The organism is Streptomyces sp. AC555_RSS877 (assembly GCF_019049245.1).
Lineage (GTDB): Bacteria > Actinomycetota > Actinomycetes > Streptomycetales > Streptomycetaceae > Streptomyces.
On sequence record NZ_JAGMUK010000059.1, the window covers coordinates 169,585 to 193,817 of the forward strand.

Below are 24,233 nucleotides of genomic sequence, written 5' to 3' on the forward strand. Positions count from 1 at the left end.
GGAAGGAAGTTGTCCGGATCGGCTCGCACGCTGTGCGAGCGAGTAGTCCGGCCACTCCGCTTCCGGTACAAGCAAGCGGTACGAGTCGGCCGCGCACGGCGGCCGACGCGCGAGCGCGAAGGAGGCGGTCATGGCCTCACCCATGTCCGCGGGCGGTTTCCTGGCCGGTCTGAGGGCGGAGGGTCTCACCGTCGTCGAGGTCGGCGACTGGGAGCACCACAATCGCAACCACAAGGGCCCCTGGGGCCCGGTCCACGGGGTGATGATCCACCACACCGTGACCAAGGGCAGCGAGCGCACGGTACGCCTGTGCCGCGACGGCTACGCGGACCTTCCCGGCCCGCTGTGCCACGGCGTCATCACCAAGGACGGCACCGTCCACCTCGTCGGCTACGGCCGCGCCAACCACGCCGGCCTCGGCGACGACGACGTCCTGCGCGCGGTGATCGCCGAGAAGGCACTCCCTCACGACAACGAGGCCAACACCGACGGAAACCGCCACTTCTACGGCTTCGAGTGCGAGAACCTGGGCGATGGACGGGACCCGTGGCCCGAGGCCCAGCTCGACGCGATCGAGAGAGCGGCCGCCGCGATCTGCCGCCACCACGGCTGGACGGAACGATCGGTCATCGGCCACCTGGAGTGGCAGCCGGGGAAGGTCGATCCGCGGGGCTTCACGATGGCGTCGATGCGCAAGCGGATCCGGGACCGCCTGAAGTGACCCGCCGTGCCGGGCGGCATCGCCGGATGGTGACAATAGTGCGGTGACCAGCCCGGACACCCCCGACCTCGCCGCCCTCCGCCCCCGGCTCCCGTCGCCGTTGCAGGAGGTCACCGACGACCGTTTCACCCGCCGCGGCGTCCGTCTGCTGCTCAAGCGCGACGACCTGATCCACCCGGAACTCGTCGGTAACAAGTGGCGCAAACTGGTCCCCAACCTCACCGCCGCGGCCGGCCGCACGGTCGTCACCTTCGGCGGCGCGTACTCCAACCACCTACGCGCCACGGCCGCCGCGGGCCGCCTCCTCGGCCTGCCCACGATCGGCATCGTGCGCGGCCAGGAACTGGCCGACCGCCCCCTCAACCCCTCCCTGGCCCGGTGCGCCGCAGACGGCATGCGGCTCCATTTCGTCGACAGAGCGACATATCGATGCAAGGGCGACCCGGAGGTCCTGGCGGAGCTGACGCAGGCGGCCGGCGCCGAAGACGCGTACGTCGTGCCGGAGGGTGGCAGCAACGCGCTTGCCGTACGGGGGTGTCGGGCCCTCGGCGAGGAGCTGCGGGGGCAGGCGGACGTGGTCGCGCTCGCCTGCGGCACCGGCGGCACGCTGGCGGGTGTCGCGGCGGGACTGGAGCCCGGACAGCGGGCGCTGGGAATTCCCGTGCTGAAGGGCGGCTTCCTGACCGCCGACACAGTGGCCCTCCAGAAGCAGGCCTTCGGCGGGCGACGCGGCGACTGGACCCTCGACGACCGTTTCTCCTTCGGGGGTTACGGCCGGGCCTCGTCGGCACTCGATGCCTTCACCGAGGACTTCGAGGGGCGGCACGGGGTGGCGGTCGAGCGTCTCTATGTCGCCAAGTTGCTGTATGGGCTTGTCGTGCTGGTGGAGGAGGGGGCGTTCGAGGAGGGCTCCGCGGTGGCCGCGGTGGTGACCGGGGCCCCGTTCGCCGGGTGACCTGCGGTCTTCCGGCACGGTACGGAAATCATCACGCCGCCTCGCGAAAGGCGGCGGCCTCTTCGAGGTCCAGCCTGCGCAGCAGCGTCCGCAGCATCTCGTCGTCGATGTGGCGGGCGTCGCGCAGCCTGACGAAGATCGCGCGCTCCGCGCTGATCATCTCCCGGGACAGGCGGCGGTAGGTGTCGTCGGCGGTTTCGCCGGTGAGGGGGTTGACCTGGCCGAGCCGTTCCCACACGGCGTTGCGGCGGCGCTCCAGGACGCTACGGAGGCGCTCGGCGAGGGGTGCTGGGAGCGCGTTGCGCTCGTCGGAGAGGAGTTCTTCCAGGCGGCGCTCGGCGGCCCGGGAGGCCTGCGCCTGGGCGTTCGCCTCCGCGAGCGTCTCGGCCTGGGTGTCCCGGCCGGGCAGCTTCAGGAGGCGGACCAGCGTGGGCAGGGTGAGGCCCTGGAGGACCAGCGTGCCGATGACCGTGGTGAAGGTGAGGAACAGGACGAGGTTGCGCTCGGGGAAGGGTTCGCCGCCGTGCATGGTCATCGGGATGGAGAAGGCGATGGCCAGGGAGACCACGCCTCTCATGCCGGCCCAGGCGATGACGAATGGCCCCTTCCAGGTGGGATTCGGCTCGCGTTCCCTGATGCGCGCGGACAGTCGGCGGGGCAGGAAGGTCGCCGGGTACACCCACACGAACCGGGACACGACGACGACGAGGAAGAGGAGGACCGCGTACCAGGCGGCGCGGACGCCCTCGTACTCCCCGAGGCCTTTGAGGACCACCGGCAGTTGCAGTCCGATCAGGGCGAACACGGCGGACTCCAGGACGAACGCGACCATCTTCCAGACGGCCTCCTCCTGCAGACGGGTCGCGAAGTCGACCTGCCACGCGCGGTGTCCCAGGTAGAGCGCGACGGTCACGACCGCGAGGACACCGGAGGCGTGCACCTGTTCGGCGGCCGCGTACGCGACGAACGGGATCAGCAGGGAGAGCGTGTTCTGCAGCAGCGCCTCCTTGAGGTGGGTGCGCAGCCAGTGGAGCGGCACCATGAGCACCAGGCCGAAGCCGACGCCGCCGACCGCCGCCAGCAGGAACTCGCCGATCCCGCCGGCCCAGGTGGCGCCCTCGCCGACCGCCGCCGCGAGGGCCACCCGGTAGGCGGTGATCGCGGTGGCGTCGTTCACCAGGGACTCGCCCTGGAGGATCGTCGTGATCCGGGAGGGCAGCCCGACCCGGCGTGCCACCGCGGTGGCGGCGACCGCGTCCGGCGGCGCCACCACCGCGCCCAGTACCAGTGCCGCGGTCAGCGGCAGGTCCGGCACGATCAGGTAGGCGGCCCAGCCCACGGCGAAGGTCGCGAACAGGACATACCCGACCGACAGCAGCGCCACGGGCCTCAGTTGCGCGCGCAGATCCAGGTACGAACTGTCGGTGGCGGCCGTGTACAGCAGCGGGGGCAGGATGAGCGGCAGGACGACATGCGGGTCGAGGGTGTACTCCGGGACCCCTGGGACGTAGGAGATCACGAGCCCGGCGGCGACCAGCAGCAGGGGTGCCGGCACGGGGGTCCGCCTGGCGGCCGCGGCGATCATGGCGCTGCCCGCCACCAGCAACAGCAGGGGCATCACGTCCATGGCCCTCGCCCACTCTTGTCCATCGTCGTTCGCCCACCCTCGGTTTTCCGCGCGTTCATCCGCGCGCCCGTCGTAACCTGGCAATCATGAAACAGTGCACGCACGCCGACGCGCTGCCGCTCCCCGAGCCCGGGCCGCTGAGCGACACCTGCCTGGAGTGTCTGGCGACCGGCACCCATCCGGTACAGCTTCGGCTGTGCCTGACCTGCGGCCACGTCGGCTGCTGCGACTCCTCACCAAAACGCCACGCGACGGAGCATTACAAGGACTCGGGACACCCCATCATGCGGACCTTCGAGCCCGGAGAGGCATGGCGCTGGTGCTTCGTCGACCACGTGCTCGTTTGACCCGGGATCCGGACGGTTCGACCGTCTGACGTCTGGGTACGTCAACCCGGCGCGCCCTCTTCCCAATTGGGCCCGCGAACCCCCTAGCCACGGAGCGTGTTCGTGTGTTTACTATGAGTGACAGCAAGGGGTTGGGGTCCCGGGGACAGGAAAGCTGAGAGCGCGGTAGCGTCACCGCTGAACCACGTATCGCGTTACCCCCGGGGGGCGACCCTCGGCCCCGAAATGCTTGTACCACCTTGGAGGTGAGGGTGTCCCAGATCGCAGGCGAGCCCGCGACCCAGGACTTCGTGGAAGTCCGGCTGCCGGCTGCGGGTGCCTACCTGTCGGTGCTGCGTACGGCCACGGCCGGCCTCGCGGCCCGTTTGGACTTCACCCTCGACGAGATCGAGGATCTGCGCATCGCGGTGGACGAGGCCTGCGCGATCCTGCTGCAGCAGGCCGTGCCAGGCTCCGTACTCAGTTGCGTCTTCCGGCTCGTCGACGACTCGCTGGAGGTCACCGTCTCGGCGCCGACCACGGACGGTCACGCTCCGGCGCGGGACACCTTCGCGTGGACCGTGTTGTCGGCCCTGGCGGGCAAGGTCTCCTCGGCCGTCGACGAGGACAAGACCGTTTCGATCAGCCTCTACAAACAACGCGGCGCGGGACCCGGGCCGGCGTGAGGGACGGGGACGGGCCGGTGCGGGACGAAGAGCGCGGCACACGGGAGCTGCCGACCGCCGAAAGCACGGGCGGCCCGAGCACATCCCGACGCATGGCGGACGGCATCGACGGCATCCCCGAGCAGGCCCGGCCGCACCCGGAGGACGGCTCCTCGGAGACCGGCTTCCCGGGCGACGGGCAGCGTGATCGGGAAGGTGCCGTACAGAGCACGCCTCTGGACGGACGGATCGGGGTGTCCCCTGTCCGAGCGCAGGCGAGGGCTCGGGGAAGGGCTACGGGCGGGACGATGAGCGAGCACGAGCGAGACGACGAGAAGGCCCCGCAGCGCGTGCAGGCCACACGGCACGACCCACAGGACCGCAGCGGGGCGCGGGCCCTGTTCCTGGAGCTGCGCACCCTGCCGGACGGCAGCCCGGAGTACGCGGAGCTGCGCAACCGGCTGGTCCGTATGCACCTGCCGCTCGTCGAGCACCTCGCGCGCCGCTTCCGCAACCGCGGCGAGCCGCTGGACGACCTCACCCAGGTCGCCACCATCGGCCTGATCAAGTCGGTCGACCGTTTCGACCCGGACCGCGGCGTGGAGTTCTCGACGTACGCGACTCCTACGGTCGTCGGCGAGATCAAGCGGCACTTCCGTGACAAGGGCTGGGCGGTGCGCGTCCCGCGCAGGCTCCAGGAGCTGCGGCTGGCGCTGACCACGGCCACCGCCGAACTCTCCCAGCAGCACGGCCGCTCCCCGACGGTGCACGAGCTGGCCGAGAAGCTGGCCATCTCGGAGGAGGAGGTCCTGGAGGGCCTGGAGTCCGCCAACGCGTACTCCACGCTGTCCCTGGACGTCCCCGACACCGACGACGAGTCCCCCGCGGTCGCGGACACGCTGGGCGCGGAGGACGAGGCACTGGAGGGCGTCGAGTACCGGGAGTCGCTCAAGCCGCTCCTCGAGGACCTGCCCCCGCGCGAGAAGCGGATCCTGTTGCTGCGGTTCTTCGGCAACATGACCCAGTCGCAGATCGCGCAGGAGGTCGGCATCTCACAGATGCACGTCTCCCGGCTGCTGGCCCGGACCTTGGCCCAGCTGCGGGAGAAGCTGCTGGTGGAGGAGTAACGCCTCAGGCGTACGCGTCAGAGGTAACGCCTGTGGCAGTTACTTCTGTACGTTGCCGGGCCCCCGGATCCCGAGGGCCCGGGTCGTCTCCGCGTTGACGAGCAGGACCAGCGCGGTCACGGCCACCACCGCGAGCGCGATCCCCGCCGGAATCGCCAGGCTGTCGGCCTGCAGCAGGTTGTAGGCCACCGGCAGTGCCATGATCTGCGTGATGACGGCCGGCCCCCGGCTCCAGCTGCGCCGGGCGAGCAGCCCTCGTGCGGCGAGCAGCGGCAGCAGTGCGAGCACGACCAGGGTGATACCCCCGGTGACGGCCGACTGCCCGTCGTCCGCGTCCCCCGCGAAGCCCTCCACCAGCATCCATCCGCCGCCGACTGCCAGGGCGAGCCCCTCCATTGCGGCCAGCGCCGCCGCGGCGGTCAGCCGGGCCGGACGGGGCTCCGTGTCCCGGGCGGCTTCCGCGGCTTCGGGGGCGGGGTTCTGCTCAGCGCTCACCCCAGAAGGGTAGCCCTCGGGCCGTATGCCCCCGTGGCGAGGTTCACGCCCGGAAGTCTTACTTGATCACTACCTCGCCCTGTGCCCGGTACCACCCAGTAGGTACGCTGCAACCCATGCGTGCACTTCTCGTGGTCAATCCGGCGGCAACCACCACAAGCGCACGTACGCGCGATGTCCTGATCCACGCGCTGGCCAGCGAGATGAAGCTCGAGGTGGTCACCACCGAGTACCGCGGCCACGCGCGCGACCTGGGCCGTCAGGCCGCGGAGAGCTCGGACATCGACCTGGTGGTGGCGCTCGGCGGCGACGGCACGGTCAACGAGGTGGTCAACGGCCTCCTGCACTCCGGCCCCGATCCGGAGCGCCTGCCCGGCCTCGCGGTGGTCCCCGGCGGCTCGACGAACGTCTTCGCCCGCGCTCTGGGCCTGCCCAACGACGCCGTGGAGGCCACCGGCGCCCTGCTGGACGCCCTGCGCGAGGGCAGCGAACGCACGGTCGGCCTGGGCCTGACCTCCGGCACACCCGGCTCGGACGACGAGGCCGTGCCGTCCCGCTGGTTCACCTTCAACGCGGGCCTCGGCTTCGACGCCGGCGTGGTCGGGCGGGTCGAGCAGCAGCGCGAGCGCGGCAGGAAGTCCACCCACGCGCTCTACGTACGCCAGGCGCTGCGCCAGTTCTTCGGCGAGGCGCACCGCCGGCACGGGACGATCACGCTGGAGCGGCCGGACGCGGAGCCGGTGACCGATCTGGTGCTGTCCATAGTCTCGAACACCTCTCCGTGGACCTTCCTGGGCAATCACCCGATGTACGCGTCACCTAAGGCCTCGTTCGATAAAGGCCTCGACGTACTCGGTCTCAGCCGCATGACGCCGACCGCTGTAGCCCGGTATGGCACTCAGTTGCTCACTTCGTCCCCCGAGCGCGGACCGCACGGCAAGCACGCCTTCTCCCTGCACGACGCGGACCAGTTCACCTTGCATTCGAAGGTGCCGCTGCCCCTCCAGATGGACGGCGACCACCTCGGACTGCGAACGAGCGTGACGTTCACAGGCGTACGCCGTGCACTGCGTGTGATTGTGTGAGCAGAAAAGGCCAAAGTCCTTTCACTCGAACGTTTAGACCAGGGTCCACCCCATGGAAGTACGGCTGTGACCTAGTCGACACCGAGGAATCAAAAAAAACTTTCCGGTAGGGGTTGTATCCGCCGCTGAGGTTTGCGAGTCTCTACGTGGCGATCGAGACGGCCCGCAACACCGGCCTCCACTGATCACCAGAACCCCTCAACACACACAGGACCACACCAGGAAACCTGGCGGTCGGCCCTTCACTTGTTGAGGGATTCGTGAAAGCGTTCACATTCACAAGCAACTTGCATGTAATACCAAGGAGAGGTAGCAGCCATGGACTGGCGTCACAACGCCGTTTGCCGCGAGGAAGACCCCGAGCTCTTCTTCCCCATCGGCAACACCGGTCCTGCGCTGCTGCAGATCGAGGAAGCCAAGGCCGTCTGCCGTCGCTGCCCCGTCATGGAGCAGTGTCTGCAGTGGGCGCTCGAGTCCGGCCAGGACTCCGGCGTCTGGGGTGGTCTCAGCGAGGACGAGCGCCGCGCCATGAAGCGCCGCGCCGCCCGCAACCGGGCCCGTCAGGCCTCCGCCTGACATACCCGCCCCACAACAGCCTCAGCTTGGCGGCGCGTACAGCGCGTACGCATCTCCCGCCCCCGAGCCGCAGCGCGCAGTACCCCCGATGCGCAGCAAAAGCTGGCAACGAGCATGTTGAGCCCCGGACCCTGAACGGTCCGGGGCTCTTTGCTGTGCGCTGGTTGTTCTGCCCTACTTGTTCGGCCGCACCGGGAGGTCCAGGATCACCTGGGTCCCTCGCTCCGGCGCCGGGACCATGTCGAACGTGCCGCCCAACTCGCCCTCGACCAAGGTTCGTACGATCTGCAGGCCGAGGTTGCCGGCGGTGTGCGGGTCGAAGCCCGCGGGGAGGCCGACGCCGTCGTCCTGGACGGTGACGAGGAGGCGGGCCTCCTTGGTGGTGCCGCCGCGGACCGCGGTGACCTCGACGGTGCCGGTCTCGCCCTCACGGAAGCCGTGCTCCAGGGCGTTCTGGAGGATCTCGGTCAGGACCATGGACAGGGGTGTGGCGACCTCCGCGTCCAGGATGCCGAAGCGGCCGCTGCGCCGGCCGGTGACCTTGCCCGGCGAGATCTCAGCGACCATCGCGAGGACGCGGTCGGCGATCTCGTCGAACTCCACGCGCTCGTCCAGGTTCTGGGACAGCGTCTCGTGCACGATCGCGATCGATCCGACCCGCCGTACGGCCTCTTCGAGCGCTTCCCGGCCGCGGTCGGACTCGATGCGCCGGGCCTGGAGCCTCAGCAGGGCCGCCACCGTCTGGAGGTTGTTCTTGACGCGGTGGTGGATCTCCCGGATGGTGGCGTCCTTGGTGATCAACTCGCGCTCACGGCGGCGCAGTTCGGTGACGTCGCGGAGCAGCACCAGCGAACCGATGCGGGTGCCCTTGGGCTTGAGCGGGATCGCCCTGAACTGGATCACCCCGTCGCGGGACTCGATCTCGAACTCACGCGGCGCCCAGCCGCTGGCGACCTTGGCGAGCGCTTCGTCCACCGGCCCGTGGCTCGGGGCCAGTTCCGCGGTGGTCTCGCCCAGGTGGTGGCCGACGAGGTCGGCGGCCAGGCCCATGCGGTGGTAGGCGGACAGCGCGTTCGGCGAGGCGTACTGGACGATGCCGTCCGCGTCGAGGCGGATCAGGCCGTCGCCGACGCGGGGCGAGGCGTCCATGTCGACCTGCTGGTTCGCGAACGGGAAGGAACCGGCCGCGATCATCTGCGCGAGGTCCGAGGCGCTTTGGAGGTACGTCAGCTCCAGGCGGCTCGGGGTGCGCACCGTGAGGAGGTTGGTGTTGCGCGCGATGACGCCGAGAACGCGCCCTTCCCGTCGTACGGGAATCGACTCGACGCGGACCGGGACCTCCTCGCGCCACTCGGGGTCGCCCTCGCGCACGATCCGGCCCTCGTCGTGGGCGGCGTCCAGCAGGGGGCGGCGGCCGCGCGGGACGAGATGGCCGACCATGTCGTCCTGGTACGAGGTGGGGCCGGTGTTGGGCCGCATCTGGGCGACGGAGACATAGCGGGTGCCGTCGCGGGTGGGTACCCACAGCACGAGGTCGGCGAAGGAGAGGTCGGAGAGCAGCTGCCACTCCGAGACCAGCAGGTGCAGCCACTCGAGATCGGAGTCGTCGAGAGCCGTGTGCTGGTGTACGAGTTCGTTCATGGAGGGCACGTATGCGAGCGTACCTGGGCAGATGGACGGGCCCGTAGAACACCCGCGGGCCGCGGCGCCTGGGAGGGACCCTCAACCCTCCCGGCACCGCAGCCCGGAGCAACATCGGCCGTGGGGTGTGCGGTCCCGGTCGGCCGAAGGATGAGGAGCCGGGGCAGTCAGGGCAGAGAGCTCCGGTTCCTCGGTCCGCCTTCCTGTGCGGGGAAGGCGGAAGCGTGCTCGTATTCTCTTGTCCCTACGCATTGTGGACTAGACCACTACATGTGTCCATGCGTTGAAGCCTGTTTGTTGTTGGGACTTTTTCGTGCGGCGCAACCGCTGGTCCCCAGGGTTCGGACGCCCTGGCATCCTTCACGCAGCCTAACCCGTGTGGGTTCATGTGCGGGGCCAGATGGCCATGGCAATTTCCGCGAGCGCCTCCAACTCCCCCCGGTTCGCGCCGTCGCGCGCCTGTTGGGACATGCCCTGGAAGACGGCGGCCGCGTGACGTGCGAGCGCGGCGGCATCGGTGTCCGGTGGCAGCTCGCCGGTGGCGATGTCCGTCCTGATGCGATTCTCCATGGCGGCGATGTTGGCGTTGCGCTGCAGGCGCAGGGCGCCCTCCACCTCGGGTGTCGTGCAGTTGGTGGCCGCGTGGATCACCAGGCATCCGTACGGGTGGGCGGGATCGGTGAACTCCACCGCGGCCTCGCGCAGCAGTCGCTGGACCGCGGCGCGTGCGGTCGGTTCCTCCTCCAGGGCGCGCTGAGCGAAGGAGCCGTACGTCCCGCCGTACACGCGGACGACTTCCTCGAACAGTGACCGCTTGTCGCCGAAGGCCGCATACAGACTCGGGGCGCCTATACCCATGGTCCTCGTGAGGTCGGAGACCGAGGTCGCCTCGTAGCCGTGCTCCCAGAAGGCCATGACCGCCCTCTCCAGGGCGGTCGAACGGTCGAAGGAGCGCGGACGGCCGCGCGGCCTGGACGCCGGTCCGGACTTCACCTGAGTGTCCTCGGTGCTCACCATGGAGTGCATTTTATAGCGGGTGCTAGAGAAGTGTCGGGCGGGATGTTGTACGGTTTTTCTGTAGCGACCGCTAGATAATGCGAAGGGGGCGCCGACATGGGCGTGTTCACCGGCAGGACAGCACTCGTCACGGGAGCGAGCAGGGGGATCGGGCGAGGGATCGCCGAGCGGCTGGGACGTGACGGCGCGCGGGTCGCGGTGCACTACGGCAGGAACGAGGCGGCCGCGAAGGACACGGTCGCCGCGATCGAGGAGGCGGGCGGCTCGGCATTCGCGGTCGGCGTCGAGCTGGGGCGCCCCGGTGACGCCGAGGCCTTGTGGGAGGAGTTCGACCGGCACGCGGACGGGCTGGACATCCTGGTGAACAACGCGGGAATCGGGACGTCGCGGCCGTTCGAGGAGATCGACGAGAAGGAGTACGACCGGGTCTTCGCGGTGAACGTGAAGGCGCCGCACTTCATCACGCAGCAGGGCGCGTCACGGCTGCGGGACGGCGGGCGGGTCGTCAACATCTCCTCGGGCCTCGCGCGCAACGCCGCAATGCCGGACAAGATGGCGTACGCGATGTCGAAGGCAGCCCTCGACGTCTTCACCCGCGATCTGTCCAAGGTGCTGGGACCTCGGGGCATCACCGTGAACACCGTGGCCCCCGGGATAGTCGACACCGACGTCAACGCCGACTGGCTGCGGGCCGACGACGCGGCCTGGGCGGGCGCGGCGGCCATGTCGGCGCTGGGGCGGGTCGGGACGCCGGGCGACGTCGCGGACGTGGTGGCGTTCTTGGCGTCGGAGGCCGGCGGATGGGTCACAGGGAGCTGGGTGGACGCGACGGGGGGCTCGCTTAGGTAGCCGGGCGGGGGCGCCGGGGCGAGCGTCTCGGCTCCGGCGGCCGTCGGCCTGTACGCCTTCTGCCATCTGGGCCGTGAGACCAGCCTCTGTTAGATTGGTCTAAACCACATAGGCCCTATCGGGTCACAGTCGAGGTCCCCTCTTCAGAGTCGAGTCCCCCTCTTCAGATCGGCAGGCCCAGCGTGGAAGTTGTCATCGTTCCGGACGCCAAGTCGGGCGGCGAACTCATCGCCGAGGCCATGGCACAGCTGCTCCGACGCAAGCCCGGGGCCCTGCTCGGCGTGGCCACCGGCTCGACGCCGCTGCCCGTCTACGAGGCGCTGGCGGCGAAGGTGCGTTCCGGCGCCGTCGACGCCTCGCGGGTCCGGATCGCTCAGCTCGACGAGTACGTGGGGCTGCCCGCCGAGCATCCGGAGTCGTACCGCTCGGTGCTCAGGCGCGAGGTGCTGGAGCCGCTCGGCATCGGGATGGACGCGTTCATGGGGCCGGACGGCACCGCCGAGGACGTCCAGGGGGCCTGCGAGGCGTACGACGGGGCGTTGGCCGAGGCCGGCGGGGTGGATCTGCAGCTGCTGGGGATCGGGACCGACGGACACATCGGCTTCAACGAGCCCTGCTCCTCGCTGGCCTCGCGCACGCGGATCAAGACGCTGACCGAGCAGACGCGGATCGACAACGCGCGCTTCTTCGACGGCGACATAGAACAGGTGCCGCACCACGTCATCACGCAGGGCATCGGAACCATCCTGGAGGCGCGGCACCTGGTGTTGCTGGCGACGGGCGAGGGCAAGGCGGACGCGGTCGCCGCGACCGTCGAGGGACCCATCGCCGCGGTGTGCCCGGCCTCGGCACTCCAGCTCCATCCGCATGCGACGGTCGTCATCGACGATGCCGCCGCGTCCAAGCTGAAGCTGGCGGACTACTTCCGCCACACGTACGCCAACAAGCCGGAGTGGCAGGGGATCTAGCGAGGGCGGGGGCGAGGGCGGGGCGGGCTGCCCCGGGGAGGGCTCTGACCGGCACCTTTGTGGGGCGGGCGGCGCATGCGGGCTCGGGGGAGGCTCACCCACGCTTCGGAGCGCGCCCGGCCGTGCGAGAGCTCGCCGGCCGTGCGAGAGCTCGCCGGCCGTTGGGAGCACGCCCGGCCGCGCGGGGCGGAGACCCGTGGGCACGGGAGCCCTCCGCCCCGGGCGCGACGGGGCCCGTCTGTGTAGGGCGGGCCCGCCCGCGCCGAGGGTTGTCGGCGCATGTGCCCGCCCCGCCCCAGTGCCGGGTAGGCCCCGTCGGCGCGGCTGTGGAGGCCGGCCGCAAAGCGGCTGGCGCCGAGCCGTTCCCCCGCTGGCCGTGTGGTTACGCCCCCGCGATGATCTCCGCCGCTGCTCGGCCGCAGACGCGGGCGGCGCCGTGGGTGGCGATGTGGAGGGTGCCTCGGGGGGTGGCCTGGGGGAGGCCCATTTCGACGACGATCGTGTCCGGGCGCGAGGCCAGGAGGGTGTCGAGGGCCGCGGCCATCCAGGGGTGGCGGTGTTCGTCGCGGACGACGGCGACGATGCGGCGCGGGCCGGCCGACGCCAGGGCCGAAGCCCCTGCCTCCTCCCCCGCGTAGCTGCCGGTCTCCGTGCCGGGCAGCAGGCGGGAGAGTTCCGCGGCGACGCCCCACGGGGTCTCGTCGCCGACTGCGAAGTTCGCGACGGGGGTGAGTGCGGCGACGTACGGCGGCTCGGTGAGCGGGGTGAAGTCCTCGGCCCGGGTCAGCCGAAGGGCACGTCGGGCCGCACGCAGACCGACATCCCCTCCGACGGCCTCCCGAGCGGAAGAGGCACCCTCAGCCTCGGACGCCGATGCCGACCCGGCACCCGGTGACGCCGTCCACCGAGCCAACCCCCGCACCCGTTCCGCCGCCTCCGCCAGACGTTCCTCGGGGAGTTCGCCGGTGTGCACCGCGGTGGTCAGGGCGTCGCGCAGGCGGCGTACCGTCGCGTCGTCGGACAGGCCGCCGCCCACGCAGATCGCGTCGGCGCCGGCGGCGAGGGCGAGGACGCTGCCGCGCTCGATGCCGTAGGTGCCGGCGATGGCCTGCATTTCCATGCCGTCGGTGACGATGAGGCCGTCGTAGCCGAGTTCACCGCGCAGCAGATCGGTCAGGATCCGGCGGGACAGCGTGGCCGGGCGGTGGGGGTCCAGGGCCGGGACCAGGATGTGCGCGGTCATCACGGCCCGCGTGCCGGCGGCGATCGCCGCGCTGAAGGGGGCCAGTTCGCGGCCGTCGAGCACGGCGGGGTCCGCGTCGATGCGCGGGAGCGCGTGGTGGGAGTCGATCGCGGTGTCGCCGTGGCCCGGGAAGTGCTTGGTGCAGGCGGCGACGCCGGCCGACTGGAGGCCGGTGACGTAGGCCGCGGTGTGCCGGGCGACGAGGCCGGGGTCGGCGCCGAAGGACCGTACGCCGATGACGGGGTTCGACGGGTTCGAGTTCACGTCGGCCGACGGCGCCCAGTTGAAGTTCACGCCGCAGGCGGCGAGGCGGCGGCCGAGTTCGAAGGCCACCTCCTGGGTGAGCGAGACGTCGTCGACCGCGCCCAGGGCGTGGTTGCCGGGGAAGCTGGAGCCCGTCCGCACCTCCAGGCGCGTCACGTCTCCGCCCTCCTCGTCGATCGCGACCAGGACGTCGTCGCGTTCGGCGCGCAACTGGGCGGTCAAAGCGGACAGTTGGTCGGGAGAGGCGATGTTGCGGCCGAACAGGCCGACGGACGCGAGTCCCTCGCCCAGGCGGCGCAGCAGCCAGTCGGGGGCGGTGGTGCCCGTGAAGCCGGGCTGGAGGACGGTGAGGGCGTCGCGGGTCAGGGTGTCTGTACCGCTGGCGAATGTCGTCATCGGGGGGTTATCCCTTCACGGCGCCCGCGGTCAGGCCCGCGGCCATCTTGCGCTGGACGAGGAGGAACAGGACGACGATCGGCACGGCCATCATGGTGGATCCGGCCATCATCGGGGCGTACTCGGTGCCGTGCTTGGTGGTGAAGTTGCCGAGCCACACGGTCGCGGTCTGGTTCTTCTGGCTGAGCAGCATGAGGGCGTACAGGTACTCGTTCCAGGCCTGGATGAAACCGTAGACCGAGGTGGCGACCATGCCGGGGGCGAGCAGGGGGAACACCACCCGGACGAAGGCGCCGGTGCGGCTGCAGCCGTCGACCATCGCCGCCTCCTCCAGTTCCTTGGGGATGTTGACGATGAAGCCGCGCAGCGTCCACACCGTGAAGGGGAGGACGAAGGTCAGATACGTGATGATCAGGCCGGTGAGCCGGTCGTACTGGCCCAGGTCGTTGAGGAGCAGGAAGACCGGGATGATCATCGCGACCAGCGGGACCATCTGGACGGCGAGGATGCCCACGATCACGATCTTCCGGCCGCGGAAGGCGAACCGGGAGATGGCGAGCGCGGCCAGCATGCCGACGACCATGCCGATGACGACCACCGCGAGGGACACGACGAGGCTGCGGCCGACCGGGCCCCAGAAGTCGGCGATGTCCAGTGCGCGGCTGAAGTTGGAGAGGGTGAGGCCCGTGGGCAGCACGCTCGGGTCCGGGTCGATGGCGTCCTTGGCCGGCTTGAACGCCGTGTTGAGCATCCAGTAGACGGGGAAGCCGGCGGTGACGAAGACGAGGAGGCCGAGGAGGTTCCAGCCGGCCTTCGACTTCCGGTGCCCGGGAGTCGTCAGTGTGCTCATTCGACCTCTCCGATCTTCAGCATCTGGCGCATGTAGACGGCGACCACGCCGAGCAGCAACAGCACGGTGAGCAGGGCGATCGCCGAGCCCTGGGCGTAGTCGTTGACCACGAAGGCGCGGTCGTACGAGTACGTGGTGAGGATCTGGAACTCGGCCTCGGGATGGCCGTTGCGCATCACGAAGACCTGGGGGAAGACACCCATGTCCCAGATGACCGAGAGGGTCGTGAGCATCACGATGATCGGCTTGAGGATGGGGAGGGTGACGTAGCGGAAGACGCCCCAGGCGCCCGCGCCGTCGAGCCGGGCGGCCTCTTCCAGCTCCTTGGGGACCTGGGTGAGACCGGCGCTCAGCGTGATCACGACGAAGGGTACGGCCCCCCAGACCACCAGGAGCATGATCACGGCCAGGCCCTGCGGCCCGCTGGCGAACCAGTTGTGGCCGATCATCTCGACCCCCGGCAGCTTGCTGAGCAGCGCGTTGAGGATGCCGTAGTCGGCGTCGAAGAGCCATTTGAAGACGGTGGTGGCGACGATGATCGGCATGCCCCAGCTGGCCACCAGCGCGATGTTGATGAGCGTCTTCACCCAGCCGGAGACCCGCTGGAGCAGCAGCGCTATCAGCATGCCGGCGACCATCGTGAAGATCACGCAGCCGGCCGCGAAGACGATCGTGCGGACCACGACGGCCCAGAACTCGGCGTCGCCGAGCACACCCGTGAAGTTGTCGAACCCGACCCACTCGGCCGGCAGGAAGCCCCACAGCTGGGACTGCCCGAACGTCTGGAAGGACAGGACGACCAGGCGGACCAGCGGATAGCCGAGGACGAGCGCCAGGATCAGGAGGCAGGGGGCGAGCAGGAGCCAGGGGGTGCCCGCTTGGCCGGAAGTCCGGACTCTGGGCGGCTTCTTCGCCACGGCCGGTGGTGGCGGTGCCTGCCGCGGTGGCGGCACCTTGGCAGGGGTGGTCGTGTCGGCACTCATCCGCGCGCTCCTCAGCGGTCCCTCGGGTCGTCCGAAGCCCTCGTACGCCCGCCCAGCGGGTCGTACGGGAAGCAGGGCCCCGCCCCCGGATGCTCCCGGGGTCGAACGGGGCCCTGCGTCAGGTCACTTGTTGTTGATGACCTTGTCGATCGCGGCGTCCGCGTCCTTCGCGGCGTCCGCGACCGACTTCTTGCCGGTGCCGATGCTCTGCAGCATGGTCTGCAGGATCTGGGCCTTCTCGACCTGACCCCAGCCCGGTGCCATCGGGACGAACCAGTTGGACTCGGCCGCGGTGGCCGGGACCGCCGTCGCCGGGTCGTTCTTCAGGGTGGCGAGGTCGGTCTTGTTGTTGGGCAGGTTGCCCTTGGCGATCAGACCCTTCTGGCCGGTGGAGTTGGTGAACGCGTTGATCCACTCGGCGGCCACGGCCTGCGCGTCGGACTTCACCGGGACGGCGAGGTCGCTGCCGCCCAGGAAGACGGGGAGGCCCTTGCCGGACGGGCCGGGCATCACGAAGTTCTCGACGTTGCCCGCGAGCTTGCCGGTCTTGTCGTTCTCCTTCGCCGCGGCGGTCGCGCCCTCCCAGGCGGGGGCGAAGATCATGCCGGACTTGCCCTGGCCGTAGACGATGTAGCGGTCGGACTCGTCCTTGGTCTTGTCGCCGTGCATGTACTCGTCGACGACGTTCTTGAACTCCTCGAGGCCCTTGAGGGACTCGGGCGCGGAGAGGTTGCCCTTCCACTGGCCGCCGGACTCGACGGCGATCGAGCCGCCGGCGTCGTAGACGAAGGACATGGCCGCGTACCAGTCACGGGTGGGCTGGTACCAGGCGCTGAACTTGTCGCCCTTGTCCTTCTGGAGCTTGTCCAGGGCGGCGGTGAGCTCGTCGTACGTCTTCGGGGCGGACTTGACGCCCACGGAGGCGAACAGGTCCTTGCGCCAGTTGGCGACCCGGCCGCCGGCGTAGTAGGGGACGCCGTAGGTCTTGTCCTCGTACGTCACCGAGGCCTTGAGGCCGTCCAGCCAGGCGGCGGAGTTGTCGAACTTCTCCGGGTCCAGGGGCGCGAAGGCTCCCTTGACCATGTAGCTCAGCATCTCGGTGTTGCCCATCTCGACCACGTCGGGGGCCTTGTCGGTGGCGAGGACCGCGTCGAGCTTCGCGTTCTTGTCCGGCCAGCCGTAGTACTCGTGGTTGATCTTGATGCCGGGGTGCGCCTTCGTGACCGCGGCGTCGGCCGCCTTCACCAGCTCGGGCCAGTTGTTCTGGGCGTCGACGGTGAGCCAGACGGTCAGCTCCTTGGCGTCCGCGCCGCTCTTGTCCGAGTCCCCGCTGCCACTGTCGCCCCCGCACGCCGCGATGGAGACCATCATGCCCGCGATACCGATCGCGGCTGTCAGCTTGCGCTTCACGCCACCCTCCTCAGGGATGCCATAAACCCCCCTGCTCCCTGCGGTGAACGGCGTCGAATGCACCTACCGCCCATGGGGCCGGGACCTGGACCAATGGTGTAGACCAGTAGGGGGAGCTTGGCCCAGACCAATAGGGCTGTCAAGGGTGTTCCAGCAGGCTCCGGGCGTCCGTTGCGGTACCGAGATATGCAGGGACCTTTCATTCCGCAAGCGACAGACAAGCGACAGATCGGACGGACCAGTTCCGGCGACCACCCACGAGAGAAAGGGCCCTGGTGGACTAGACCAGCGGCGATCGCAGGGGTATACAGAGGAGATCACGCAGCGCGCGGGAGATCCCGGTACGCTGCCGTGCCACGATGTGAGCCGTGGCCGACGGGACGTCGGCCGCTTCGGCACCCGAAGCCGGGAAGGCAGAGCATGAGCACCGACGTCAGCAGTGCGGAGAACGAGGGTGGGGCGATCGTCCGTACCGCGCGCGTGCCCAAGTACTACCGCCTGAAGAAGCATCTGCTCGACATGACGGAGACGCAGTCGCCCGGCACCCCCGTGCCGCCCGAGCGCACGCTGGCCGCCGAGTTCGACACCTCGCGCACCACCGTGCGCCAGGCTCTTCAGGAACTGGTCGTCGAGGGACGCCTGGAACGCATCCAGGGCAAGGGCACCTTCGTCGCCAAGCCGAAGGTCTCGCAGGCGCTCCAACTGACCTCGTACACCGAGGACATGCGCGCCCAGGGCCTCGAACCCACCTCACAGCTGCTCGACATCGGCTACATCACCGCCGACGACCGCCTCGCCGGCCTGCTCGACATCACGGCCGGCGGCCGGGTGCTGCGCATCGAGCGCCTGCGCATGGCCAACGGGGAGCCGATGGCCATCGAGACGACGCACCTCAGCGCGAAGCGCTTCCCTGCCCTGCGCAGGTCCCTGGTCAAGTACACGTCCCTCTACACCGCGCTCGCCGAGGTGTACGACGTCCATCTCGCCGAGGCCGAGGAGACCATCGAGACCTCGCTGGCCACCCCGCGCGAGGCCGGCCTGCTCGGCACCGACGTCGGCCTGCCGATGCTGATGCTGTCCCGCCACTCGCTGGACCGGCAGGGCGAGCCGGTGGAGTGGGTGCGGTCCGTCTACCGCGGCGACCGCTACAAGTTCGTCGCCCGCCTCAAGAGGCCCCAGGACTAGGGATTCCGGCAGGCATTCCCCTGCTGCCGAGGGCGGAAACAGCGCCGAGAGAGCACAGAACCACCACATACCGATATACGGACGAGGGCTTCCGCTCTCCTGACACCGTCGCCTAGATTGCCTGCGCATCGCACCGGTGATCAACGAGGGGACGGAGCCGCGGTATGTCCAATGCGCCTGAAATGAGACCACCGGTGGTGACACCGGTCCGCGTGGTCATCGCGCTCTGCCTCTTCGCACCCTTCGTGGCCATGCTGTGGGTGGGCTCGTACGCGAAGACCGACCCCGCCTTCATAGGCATCCCGTTCTTCTACTGGTACCAGATGGCGTGGGTGCTGATCTCCACGGCGCTCACGATGATCGCGTACAAGCTGTGGCGCCGTGACCAGAGCGGCCGTCAGGAAGGTGCCGACAAGTGAACGAGGGCGTGAACGGCGTCGCACTCGCCGTCTTCATCTTCTTCTTCCTGGCCGTCACCGTCCTGGGCTTCCTGGCCGCACGCTGGCGCAAGGCCGAGAACGAGCACAGCCTGGACGAGTGGGGCCTGGGCGGCCGGTCGTTCGGCACCTGGGTCACCTGGTTCCTCCTCGGCGGCGACCTGTACACGGCGTACACCTTCGTCGCCGTACCGGCGGCGATCTACGCGGCGGGCGCGGCCGGCTTCTTCGCGGTGCCCTACACGATCCTGGTCTACCCGCTGATCTTCACGTTCCTGCCGCGCCTGTGGTCGGTCTCGCACAAGCACGGGTACGTGACGACCTCGGACTTCGTGCGCGGCCGCTTCGGCTCGAAGGGCCTGTCCCTCGCCGTGGCCGTGACCGGCATCCTCGCGACGATGCCGTACATCGCGCTCCAACTGGTCGGCATCCAGGCCGTCCTCGACGTGATGGGCGTCGGCGGTGGCGAGGACACCAACTGGTTCGTCAAGGACCTGCCGCTGCTGATCGCCTTCGGTGTACTCGCGGCGTACACCTACTCCTCGGGTCTGCGCGCGCCCGCGCTGATCGCGTTCGTGAAGGACACGCTGATCTACATCGTCATCGCGGTGGCGATCATCTACATCCCGATCAAGCTGGGCGGGTTCGACGACATCTTCGCCTCGGCGAACGAGAAGTACACCGCCGCCAAGGCGGGCGGACTGGTCCCGCCCGAGGCCGGCCAGTGGACGTACGCGACCCTCGCGCTCGGCTCCGCACTGGCGCTGTTCATGTACCCGCACTCGATCACGGCGACGCTGTCCTCCAAGAGCCGTGAGGTGATCCGCCGCAACACCACGATCCTGCCGCTGTATTCGCTGATGCTGGGGTTGCTCGCCCTGCTCGGCTTCATGGCCATCGCGAGCGGAGTCGACGTCGCCAACCCGCAGTTGGCCATCCCTCAGCTGTTCGAGAACATGTTCCCGGACTGGTTCGCGGGCGTGGCCTTCGCAGCGATCGGCATCGGCGCGCTGGTGCCGGCAGCGATCATGTCGATCGCGGCCGCGAACCTTTTCACCCGCAACATCTACAAGGACTTCATCAAGCCGGACGCCACGCCGGCGCAGGAGACCAAGGTCTCCAAGCTGGTGTCCCTGCTGGTGAAGGTCGGCGCGCTGGCCTTCGTCCTCACCATGGACAAGACGGTCGCCATCAACTTCCAGCTGCTCGGCGGTATCTGGATCCTGCAGACCTTCCCCGCCCTGGTCGGCGGCCTGTTCACGCGCTGGTTCCACCGCTGGGCCCTGCTCGCCGGCTGGGCGGTCGGCATGATCTACGGCACGGTCGCCGCGTACGGCGTGGCCTCGCCGACGCAGAAGCACTTCGGCGGCTCGTCCAAGGAGATCCCCGGCATCGGGGAGATCGGCTACATCGGCCTGACCGCGTTCCTCCTCAACGTCGCCGTCACGGTGGTCCTCACCTTCGCCCTGAAGGCGCTGAAGGCCCCCGAGGGCATCGACGAGACGTCCCCGGCGGACTACACGGCGGACGCGGGCGACCCGGGCGTCCAGGTGGAGCTGCCGCCGGCGACTGCGGGCACCACGCACTGAGTCGTACGTCAGCACGGGCCGCCGGAGAGATCCGGCGGCCCGTCGTCGTTTCCCTGCCTGCCTCCGGCGCCGCGAGGGGACCTTGACGAGATCACTCTCCACACCGATGAGTTGACACTCCGAAACCGACGCGACACAACATATGGGGGTGCTGTCGCCGCCTGGCACAAGATGTATGCTCATGCTCGCTGTCGCCGCAGGGGAATCCGGTGCGAATCCGGAACTGTCCCGCAACGGTGTACTCATGCGCGTATATGCGGGCACGAGAGTCAGTCCGAGGACCTGTCGACAGCGCGCCCGGCCATCAGGTCCGGGTGCCATGACGTCCGGGCCTCGTGGAATGGGCCGGTTGGACGCGACGCCGCGTGCGCTCGTGTGCTGCCGCCTGCCCTCCGCAGGGCCCCCGTGCCGAGCGAGGGAGAGCCCCACGTGACCATCGCGCCAGCAGATCCGGCTTCAGTGACCCCGGTGGCCGACGACGGTCCCGGGACCGTGTTGCTGCGGACCCTGACCGAGCTGACCGCCGACCTCCCCGACGCCGACCCCGGCCGGGTCGCCGCCGCCGCGCTCCGCGGCCGGTCCGCGCGGGCGGACGGGACGGAACTGCGCGAGCTGGCCACCGAGGCGGCCGCCGGCCTCATCTCGGAGGACCCCGCCTACTCGCGGCTCGCCGCCCGCCTGCTGACCGTCAACATCCGTGCCGAGGCCGCCTCCCAGGGCGTCACGTCCTTCACGGAGTCGGTCGCGGTGGGCCACCGCGAGGGCCTCATCGCGGACCGTACGGCCGAGTTCGCACGGGTCCATGCCGACCGCCTCGACGCCCTGGTCGACGTGCACGCCGACGACCGGTTCGGCTACTTCGGCCTGCGCACGCTGCACAGCCGCTATCTGCTCCGGCACCCGATCACCCGCCGGGTGATCGAGACGCCCCAGCACTTCATGCTCCGGGTGGCGTCCGGGCTCGCCGAGGACGACACCGTCCGCGCCCTCGACGAAGTCGCCGCGCTCTACCGGCTCATGAGCCGCCTCGACTACCTCCCCTCCTCCCCCACCCTCTTCAACTCCGGCACCCGGCACCCCCAGATGTCGTCCTGCTACCTCCTCGACTCCCCGAAGGACGAGCTGGACTCCATCTACGACCGCTACCACCAGGTCGCCCGGCTCTCCAAGCACGCGGGCGGCATCGGCATCGCCTACTCCCGCATCCGCTCCCGCGGCTCCCTGATCCGCGGCACGAACGGCCACTCCAACGGCATCGTCCCCTTCCTGAAGACCCTCGACGCCTCGGTCGCCGCCGTGAACCAGGGCGGCCGGCGCAAGGGCGCCGCCGCGGTCTACCTGGAGACCTGGCACTCCGACATCGAGGAGTTCCTGGAGCTGCGCGACAACACCGGTGAGGACGCCCGCCGTACGCACAACCTGAACCTCGCGCACTGGGTCCCGGACGAGTTCATGCGCCGCGTGAACGCGGACGCGCAGTGGTCGCTGTTCTCCCCCGCCGACGCGCCCGAACTGGTCGACCTGTGGGGCGAGGAGTTCGACGCCGCCTATCGCGAGGCCGAGGAAAAGGGCCTCGCCCGCAAGACCATCCCGGCCCGCGACCTCTACGGCCGCATGATGCGCACCCTCGCGCAGACCGGCAACGGCTGGATGACCTTCAAGGACGCCGCCAACCGCACGGCCAACCAGACGGCCGAGCCGGGTCACGTCGTGCACTCCTCCAACCTCTGCACGGAGATCCTGGAGGTCACGGACGACGGGGAGACGGCGGTCTGCAACCTGGGATCGGTGAACCTCGGCGCGTTCGTCGACCGGACGGCCGGGGACATCGACTGGGACCGCCTCGACGAGACCGTCCGCACCGCCGTCACCTTCCTCGACCGCGTGGTCGACATCAACTTCTACCCGACCGAGCAGGCGGGCCGCTCCAACGCCCGGTGGCGCCCGGTGGGCCTCGGCGTGATGGGCCTCCAGGACGTCTTCTTCCAACTGCGGCTGCCCTTCGACTCGCCGGAAGCCCGTCAGCTCTCCACCCGCATCGCCGAGCGCATCATGCTCGCCGCGTACGAGGCCTCCGCCGACCTGGCCGAGCGCAACGGCCCGCTGCCGGCCTGGGACAAGACCCGTACGGCCAAGGGCGTTCTGCACCCCGACCACTACGACGTCGAACTGACCTGGCCGGAGCGCTGGGCGGCCCTGCGGGCCCGTGTCGCAGCGACCGGCATGCGCAACGCCCTGCTCCTCGCGATCGCGCCGACCGCCACCATCGCGTCGATCGCGGGTGTGTACGAGTGCATCGAGCCGCAGGTGTCCAACCTGTTCAAGCGCGAGACCCTGTCGGGCGAGTTCCTCCAGGTCAACTCGTACCTGGTGGAGGAGCTGAAGCGGCTCGGCGTCTGGGACGCCCGTACCCGTGAGGCGCTGCGCGACGCCAACGGCTCGGTACAGGAGTTCACCTGGATCCCCGCGGACGTACGGGCGCTGTACCGCACGGCGTGGGAGATCCCGCAGCGCGGCCTGATCGACATGGCGGCGGCCCGGACCCCGTTCCTGGACCAGTCCCAGTCCCTGAACCTGTTCCTGGAGACGCCGACCATCGGCAAGCTCTCCTCGATGTACGCGTACGCCTGGAAGTCGGGCCTGAAGACGACGTACTACCTGCGCTCGCGCCCGGCGACCCGGATCGCCCGCGCGGCCCGGTCCGCCGCCGCCCCCGTCCAGCAGCCGGCCCCCGAAGAGGCCGTCGCCTGTTCCCTGGAAAACCCCGAGTCCTGCGAGGCCTGCCAGTAATGACCAGCGAAGCCAAGAACCTGCTCGACCCGGGCTTCGAGCTGACCCTGCGCCCCATGCGCTACCCGGACTTCTACGAGCGCTACCGGGACGCCATCAAGAACACCTGGACCGTCGAGGAGGTCGACCTCCACTCGGACGTCGCCGACCTCGCGAAGCTCACGCCGGGCGAGCAGCACATGATCGGCCGGCTGGTCGCGTTCTTCGCGACGGGCGACTCGATCGTCGCGAACAACCTCGTGCTGACCCTGTACAAGCACATCAACTCCCCCGAGGCGCGGCTGTATCTCAGCAGGCAGCTCTTCGAGGAAGCGGTGCACGTCCAGTTCTACCTGACCCTCCTGGACACCTACCTGCCCGACCCGGAGGACCGGGCGGCCGCCTTCGACGCCGTGGAGAACATCCCCTCCATCCGCGAGAAGGCCGAGTTCTGCTTCAAGTGGATCAACGAGGTCGAGAAGCTGGAACGCCTGGAGACCAAGGCCGACCGCCGCCGCTTCCTCCTCAACCTCATCTGCTTCGCCGCGTGCATCGAGGGCCTGTTCTTCTACGGCGCCTTCGCATACGTCTACTGGTTCCGCAGCCGTGGTCTGCTGCACGGTCTGGCCACCGGGACCAACTGGGTCTTCCGGGACGAGACGATGCACATGAGCTTCGCCTTCGAGGTGGTCGACACCGTCCGCAAGGAGGAGCCGGAACTGTTCGACGACCTGCTGCGACAGCAGGTCGTCGACATGCTCAAGGAGGCCGTCGAGGCGGAGCTCCAGTTCGGGCGGGATCTGTGCGGTGACGGCCTGCCGGGCATGAACACCGAGTCCATGCGCCAGTATCTGGAGTGCGTCGCCGACCAGCGCCTCACGCGCCTCGGCTTCGCCCCGGTGTACGGCTCGGAGAACCCGTTCTCCTTCATGGAGCTCCAGGGTGTTCAGGAGCTGACCAACTTCTTCGAGCGGCGTCCGTCGGCGTACCAGGTCGCGGTGGAGGGCACCGTGGACCTGGACGAGGACTTCTGATCCTCGTAGTCCTCACGGGCC

The 24,233-nt window shown here is 69.4% G+C and carries 22 protein-coding genes and 1 riboswitch; of the genes, 14 read left to right on the plus strand and 8 right to left on the minus strand.

Annotated features, from left to right (window positions below; all coding sequences use genetic code 11):
- Positions 1-130 precede the first annotated feature (130 nt).
- Both KUM49_RS26340 and KUM49_RS26345 read left to right on the plus strand, forming a co-directional pair.
- A complete protein-coding gene (locus KUM49_RS26340; protein ID WP_217239426.1) occupies positions 131-721 on the plus strand; it encodes an N-acetylmuramoyl-L-alanine amidase in 591 nt (196 codons plus the stop codon).
- A 43-nt stretch (positions 722-764) separates the two neighbouring features.
- Positions 765-1,676: a 1-aminocyclopropane-1-carboxylate deaminase/D-cysteine desulfhydrase gene (locus KUM49_RS26345; protein ID WP_217239427.1), complete on the plus strand. Its 912-nt coding sequence runs from the start codon at positions 765-767 to the stop codon at positions 1,674-1,676.
- Positions 1,677-1,707: 31 nt separating this feature from the next.
- On the opposite strand, the gene KUM49_RS26350 is transcribed toward KUM49_RS26345, so the two are convergent.
- A complete protein-coding gene (locus KUM49_RS26350) occupies positions 1,708-3,303 on the minus strand; it encodes a Na+/H+ antiporter (protein ID WP_217239428.1) in 1,596 nt (531 codons plus the stop codon).
- Positions 3,304-3,389: 86 nt separating this feature from the next.
- On the opposite strand from KUM49_RS26350, the gene KUM49_RS26355 reads away from it, so the two are divergent.
- From KUM49_RS26355 to KUM49_RS26365, 3 genes are all read left to right on the plus strand, one after another.
- Positions 3,390-3,650, plus strand: a complete 261-nt coding sequence (locus KUM49_RS26355) for a UBP-type zinc finger domain-containing protein (protein ID WP_217239429.1) — start codon at positions 3,390-3,392, stop codon at positions 3,648-3,650.
- A 251-nt stretch (positions 3,651-3,901) separates the two neighbouring features.
- On the plus strand, positions 3,902-4,315 hold the full coding sequence (locus KUM49_RS26360; RefSeq protein WP_019058277.1) for an anti-sigma regulatory factor: 414 nt from the start codon (positions 3,902-3,904) through the stop codon (positions 4,313-4,315).
- Positions 4,312-5,421 carry an RNA polymerase sigma factor SigF gene (locus KUM49_RS26365; RefSeq protein ID WP_217239430.1) on the plus strand — a complete coding sequence of 370 codons (1,110 nt, stop codon included), beginning with the start codon at positions 4,312-4,314 and terminating at the stop codon, positions 5,419-5,421. The genes KUM49_RS26360 and KUM49_RS26365 overlap by 4 nt, the downstream gene beginning before the upstream one ends.
- 39 nt (positions 5,422-5,460) lie before the next feature.
- Here KUM49_RS26365 and KUM49_RS26370 read toward each other — a convergent pair whose 3' ends face one another.
- Positions 5,461-5,916, minus strand: coding sequence for a hypothetical protein (locus tag KUM49_RS26370; protein WP_217239431.1), 456 nt, complete (start codon positions 5,914-5,916; stop codon positions 5,461-5,463).
- Positions 5,917-6,032: 116 nt separating this feature from the next.
- Here KUM49_RS26370 and KUM49_RS26375 point away from each other — a divergent pair, with 116 nt between their 5' ends.
- Both KUM49_RS26375 and KUM49_RS26380 read left to right on the plus strand, forming a co-directional pair.
- The gene (locus KUM49_RS26375) at positions 6,033-7,001 is read left to right on the plus strand and encodes a diacylglycerol kinase family protein (protein ID WP_217239432.1); all 969 of its coding nucleotides are present in this window, start codon (positions 6,033-6,035) and stop codon (positions 6,999-7,001) included.
- A gap of 318 nt (positions 7,002-7,319) precedes the next feature.
- A complete protein-coding gene (locus KUM49_RS26380; protein ID WP_016639615.1) occupies positions 7,320-7,577 on the plus strand; it encodes a WhiB family transcriptional regulator in 258 nt (85 codons plus the stop codon).
- 174 nt (positions 7,578-7,751) lie between these two features.
- Here KUM49_RS26380 and KUM49_RS26385 read toward each other — a convergent pair whose 3' ends face one another.
- Positions 7,752-9,227, minus strand: coding sequence for a sensor histidine kinase (locus KUM49_RS26385; protein WP_217239433.1), 1,476 nt, complete (start codon positions 9,225-9,227; stop codon positions 7,752-7,754).
- A 375-nt stretch (positions 9,228-9,602) separates the two neighbouring features.
- Positions 9,603-10,235, minus strand: coding sequence for a TetR/AcrR family transcriptional regulator (locus KUM49_RS26390; protein ID WP_217239434.1), 633 nt, complete (start codon positions 10,233-10,235; stop codon positions 9,603-9,605).
- 96 nt (positions 10,236-10,331) lie between these two features.
- Here KUM49_RS26390 and KUM49_RS26395 point away from each other — a divergent pair, with 96 nt between their 5' ends.
- Entirely contained in the window at positions 10,332-11,084 is a 753-nt protein-coding gene (locus tag KUM49_RS26395) for an SDR family oxidoreductase (protein WP_217239435.1), read from the plus strand.
- Between the two features lie 182 nt (positions 11,085-11,266).
- Positions 11,267-12,052 carry a glucosamine-6-phosphate deaminase gene (nagB, locus tag KUM49_RS26400; protein ID WP_217239436.1) on the plus strand — a complete coding sequence of 262 codons (786 nt, stop codon included), beginning with the start codon at positions 11,267-11,269 and terminating at the stop codon, positions 12,050-12,052.
- A gap of 382 nt (positions 12,053-12,434) precedes the next feature.
- Here nagB and KUM49_RS26405 read toward each other — a convergent pair whose 3' ends face one another.
- The 4 genes from KUM49_RS26405 to KUM49_RS26420 all read right to left on the minus strand — a co-directional run bounded on the left by KUM49_RS26405 (position 12,435) and on the right by KUM49_RS26420 (position 17,198).
- Positions 12,435-13,955: a glycoside hydrolase family 3 protein gene (locus KUM49_RS26405; RefSeq protein ID WP_217239437.1), complete on the minus strand. Its 1,521-nt coding sequence runs from the start codon at positions 13,953-13,955 to the stop codon at positions 12,435-12,437.
- Positions 13,956-13,962: 7 nt separating this feature from the next.
- Positions 13,963-14,805 carry a carbohydrate ABC transporter permease gene (locus KUM49_RS26410; RefSeq protein ID WP_217239438.1) on the minus strand — a complete coding sequence of 281 codons (843 nt, stop codon included), beginning with the start codon at positions 14,803-14,805 and terminating at the stop codon, positions 13,963-13,965.
- A complete protein-coding gene (locus KUM49_RS26415) occupies positions 14,802-15,788 on the minus strand; it encodes a carbohydrate ABC transporter permease (RefSeq protein ID WP_217239439.1) in 987 nt (328 codons plus the stop codon). The genes KUM49_RS26410 and KUM49_RS26415 overlap by 4 nt, the downstream gene beginning before the upstream one ends.
- A gap of 123 nt (positions 15,789-15,911) precedes the next feature.
- Positions 15,912-17,198 carry an extracellular solute-binding protein gene (locus tag KUM49_RS26420; RefSeq protein WP_217239440.1) on the minus strand — a complete coding sequence of 429 codons (1,287 nt, stop codon included), beginning with the start codon at positions 17,196-17,198 and terminating at the stop codon, positions 15,912-15,914.
- A 420-nt stretch (positions 17,199-17,618) separates the two neighbouring features.
- Here KUM49_RS26420 and KUM49_RS26425 point away from each other — a divergent pair, with 420 nt between their 5' ends.
- The 5 genes from KUM49_RS26425 (at position 17,619) to KUM49_RS26445 (ending at position 24,212) form a co-directional block, all read left to right on the plus strand.
- Entirely contained in the window at positions 17,619-18,383 is a 765-nt protein-coding gene (locus tag KUM49_RS26425; protein ID WP_217239441.1) for a GntR family transcriptional regulator, read from the plus strand.
- 164 nt (positions 18,384-18,547) lie between these two features.
- Entirely contained in the window at positions 18,548-18,802 is a 255-nt protein-coding gene (locus KUM49_RS26430) for a DUF3311 domain-containing protein (RefSeq protein ID WP_217239442.1), read from the plus strand.
- A complete protein-coding gene (gene mctP / locus KUM49_RS26435; RefSeq protein ID WP_217239443.1) occupies positions 18,799-20,409 on the plus strand; it encodes a monocarboxylate uptake permease MctP in 1,611 nt (536 codons plus the stop codon). Before KUM49_RS26430 ends, mctP begins: the two co-directional genes overlap by 4 nt.
- 200 nt (positions 20,410-20,609) lie before the next feature.
- A riboswitch (cobalamin riboswitch) is annotated at positions 20,610-20,692 on the plus strand.
- Between the two features lie 146 nt (positions 20,693-20,838).
- A complete protein-coding gene (locus KUM49_RS26440; protein WP_217239444.1) occupies positions 20,839-23,199 on the plus strand; it encodes a ribonucleoside-diphosphate reductase subunit alpha in 2,361 nt (786 codons plus the stop codon).
- Positions 23,199-24,212: a ribonucleotide-diphosphate reductase subunit beta gene (locus KUM49_RS26445; RefSeq protein WP_217239445.1), complete on the plus strand. Its 1,014-nt coding sequence runs from the start codon at positions 23,199-23,201 to the stop codon at positions 24,210-24,212. Before KUM49_RS26440 ends, KUM49_RS26445 begins: the two co-directional genes overlap by 1 nt.
- Positions 24,213-24,233: the final 21 nt, after the last annotated feature.

Coding starts and splice junctions, on each gene's coding strand:
- KUM49_RS26340 (WP_217239426.1), top strand. CDS start 131: ATGGCCTCACCCATGTCCGCGGGCGGTTTCCTGGCCGGTCTGAGGGCG.
- KUM49_RS26350 (WP_217239428.1), bottom strand. CDS start 3,303: ATGGACGTGATGCCCCTGCTGTTGCTGGTGGCGGGCAGCGCCATGATC.
- KUM49_RS26355 (WP_217239429.1), top strand. CDS start 3,390: ATGAAACAGTGCACGCACGCCGACGCGCTGCCGCTCCCCGAGCCCGGG.
- KUM49_RS26375 (WP_217239432.1), top strand. CDS start 6,033: ATGCGTGCACTTCTCGTGGTCAATCCGGCGGCAACCACCACAAGCGCA.
- KUM49_RS26380 (WP_016639615.1), top strand. CDS start 7,320: ATGGACTGGCGTCACAACGCCGTTTGCCGCGAGGAAGACCCCGAGCTC.
- KUM49_RS26390 (WP_217239434.1), bottom strand. CDS start 10,235: ATGGTGAGCACCGAGGACACTCAGGTGAAGTCCGGACCGGCGTCCAGG.
- KUM49_RS26395 (WP_217239435.1), top strand. CDS start 10,332: ATGGGCGTGTTCACCGGCAGGACAGCACTCGTCACGGGAGCGAGCAGG.
- KUM49_RS26405 (WP_217239437.1), bottom strand. CDS start 13,955: ATGACGACATTCGCCAGCGGTACAGACACCCTGACCCGCGACGCCCTC.
- KUM49_RS26410 (WP_217239438.1), bottom strand. CDS start 14,805: ATGAGCACACTGACGACTCCCGGGCACCGGAAGTCGAAGGCCGGCTGG.
- KUM49_RS26415 (WP_217239439.1), bottom strand. CDS start 15,788: ATGAGTGCCGACACGACCACCCCTGCCAAGGTGCCGCCACCGCGGCAG.
- KUM49_RS26425 (WP_217239441.1), top strand. CDS start 17,619: ATGAGCACCGACGTCAGCAGTGCGGAGAACGAGGGTGGGGCGATCGTC.
- KUM49_RS26430 (WP_217239442.1), top strand. CDS start 18,548: ATGTCCAATGCGCCTGAAATGAGACCACCGGTGGTGACACCGGTCCGC.
- KUM49_RS26445 (WP_217239445.1), top strand. CDS start 23,199: ATGACCAGCGAAGCCAAGAACCTGCTCGACCCGGGCTTCGAGCTGACC.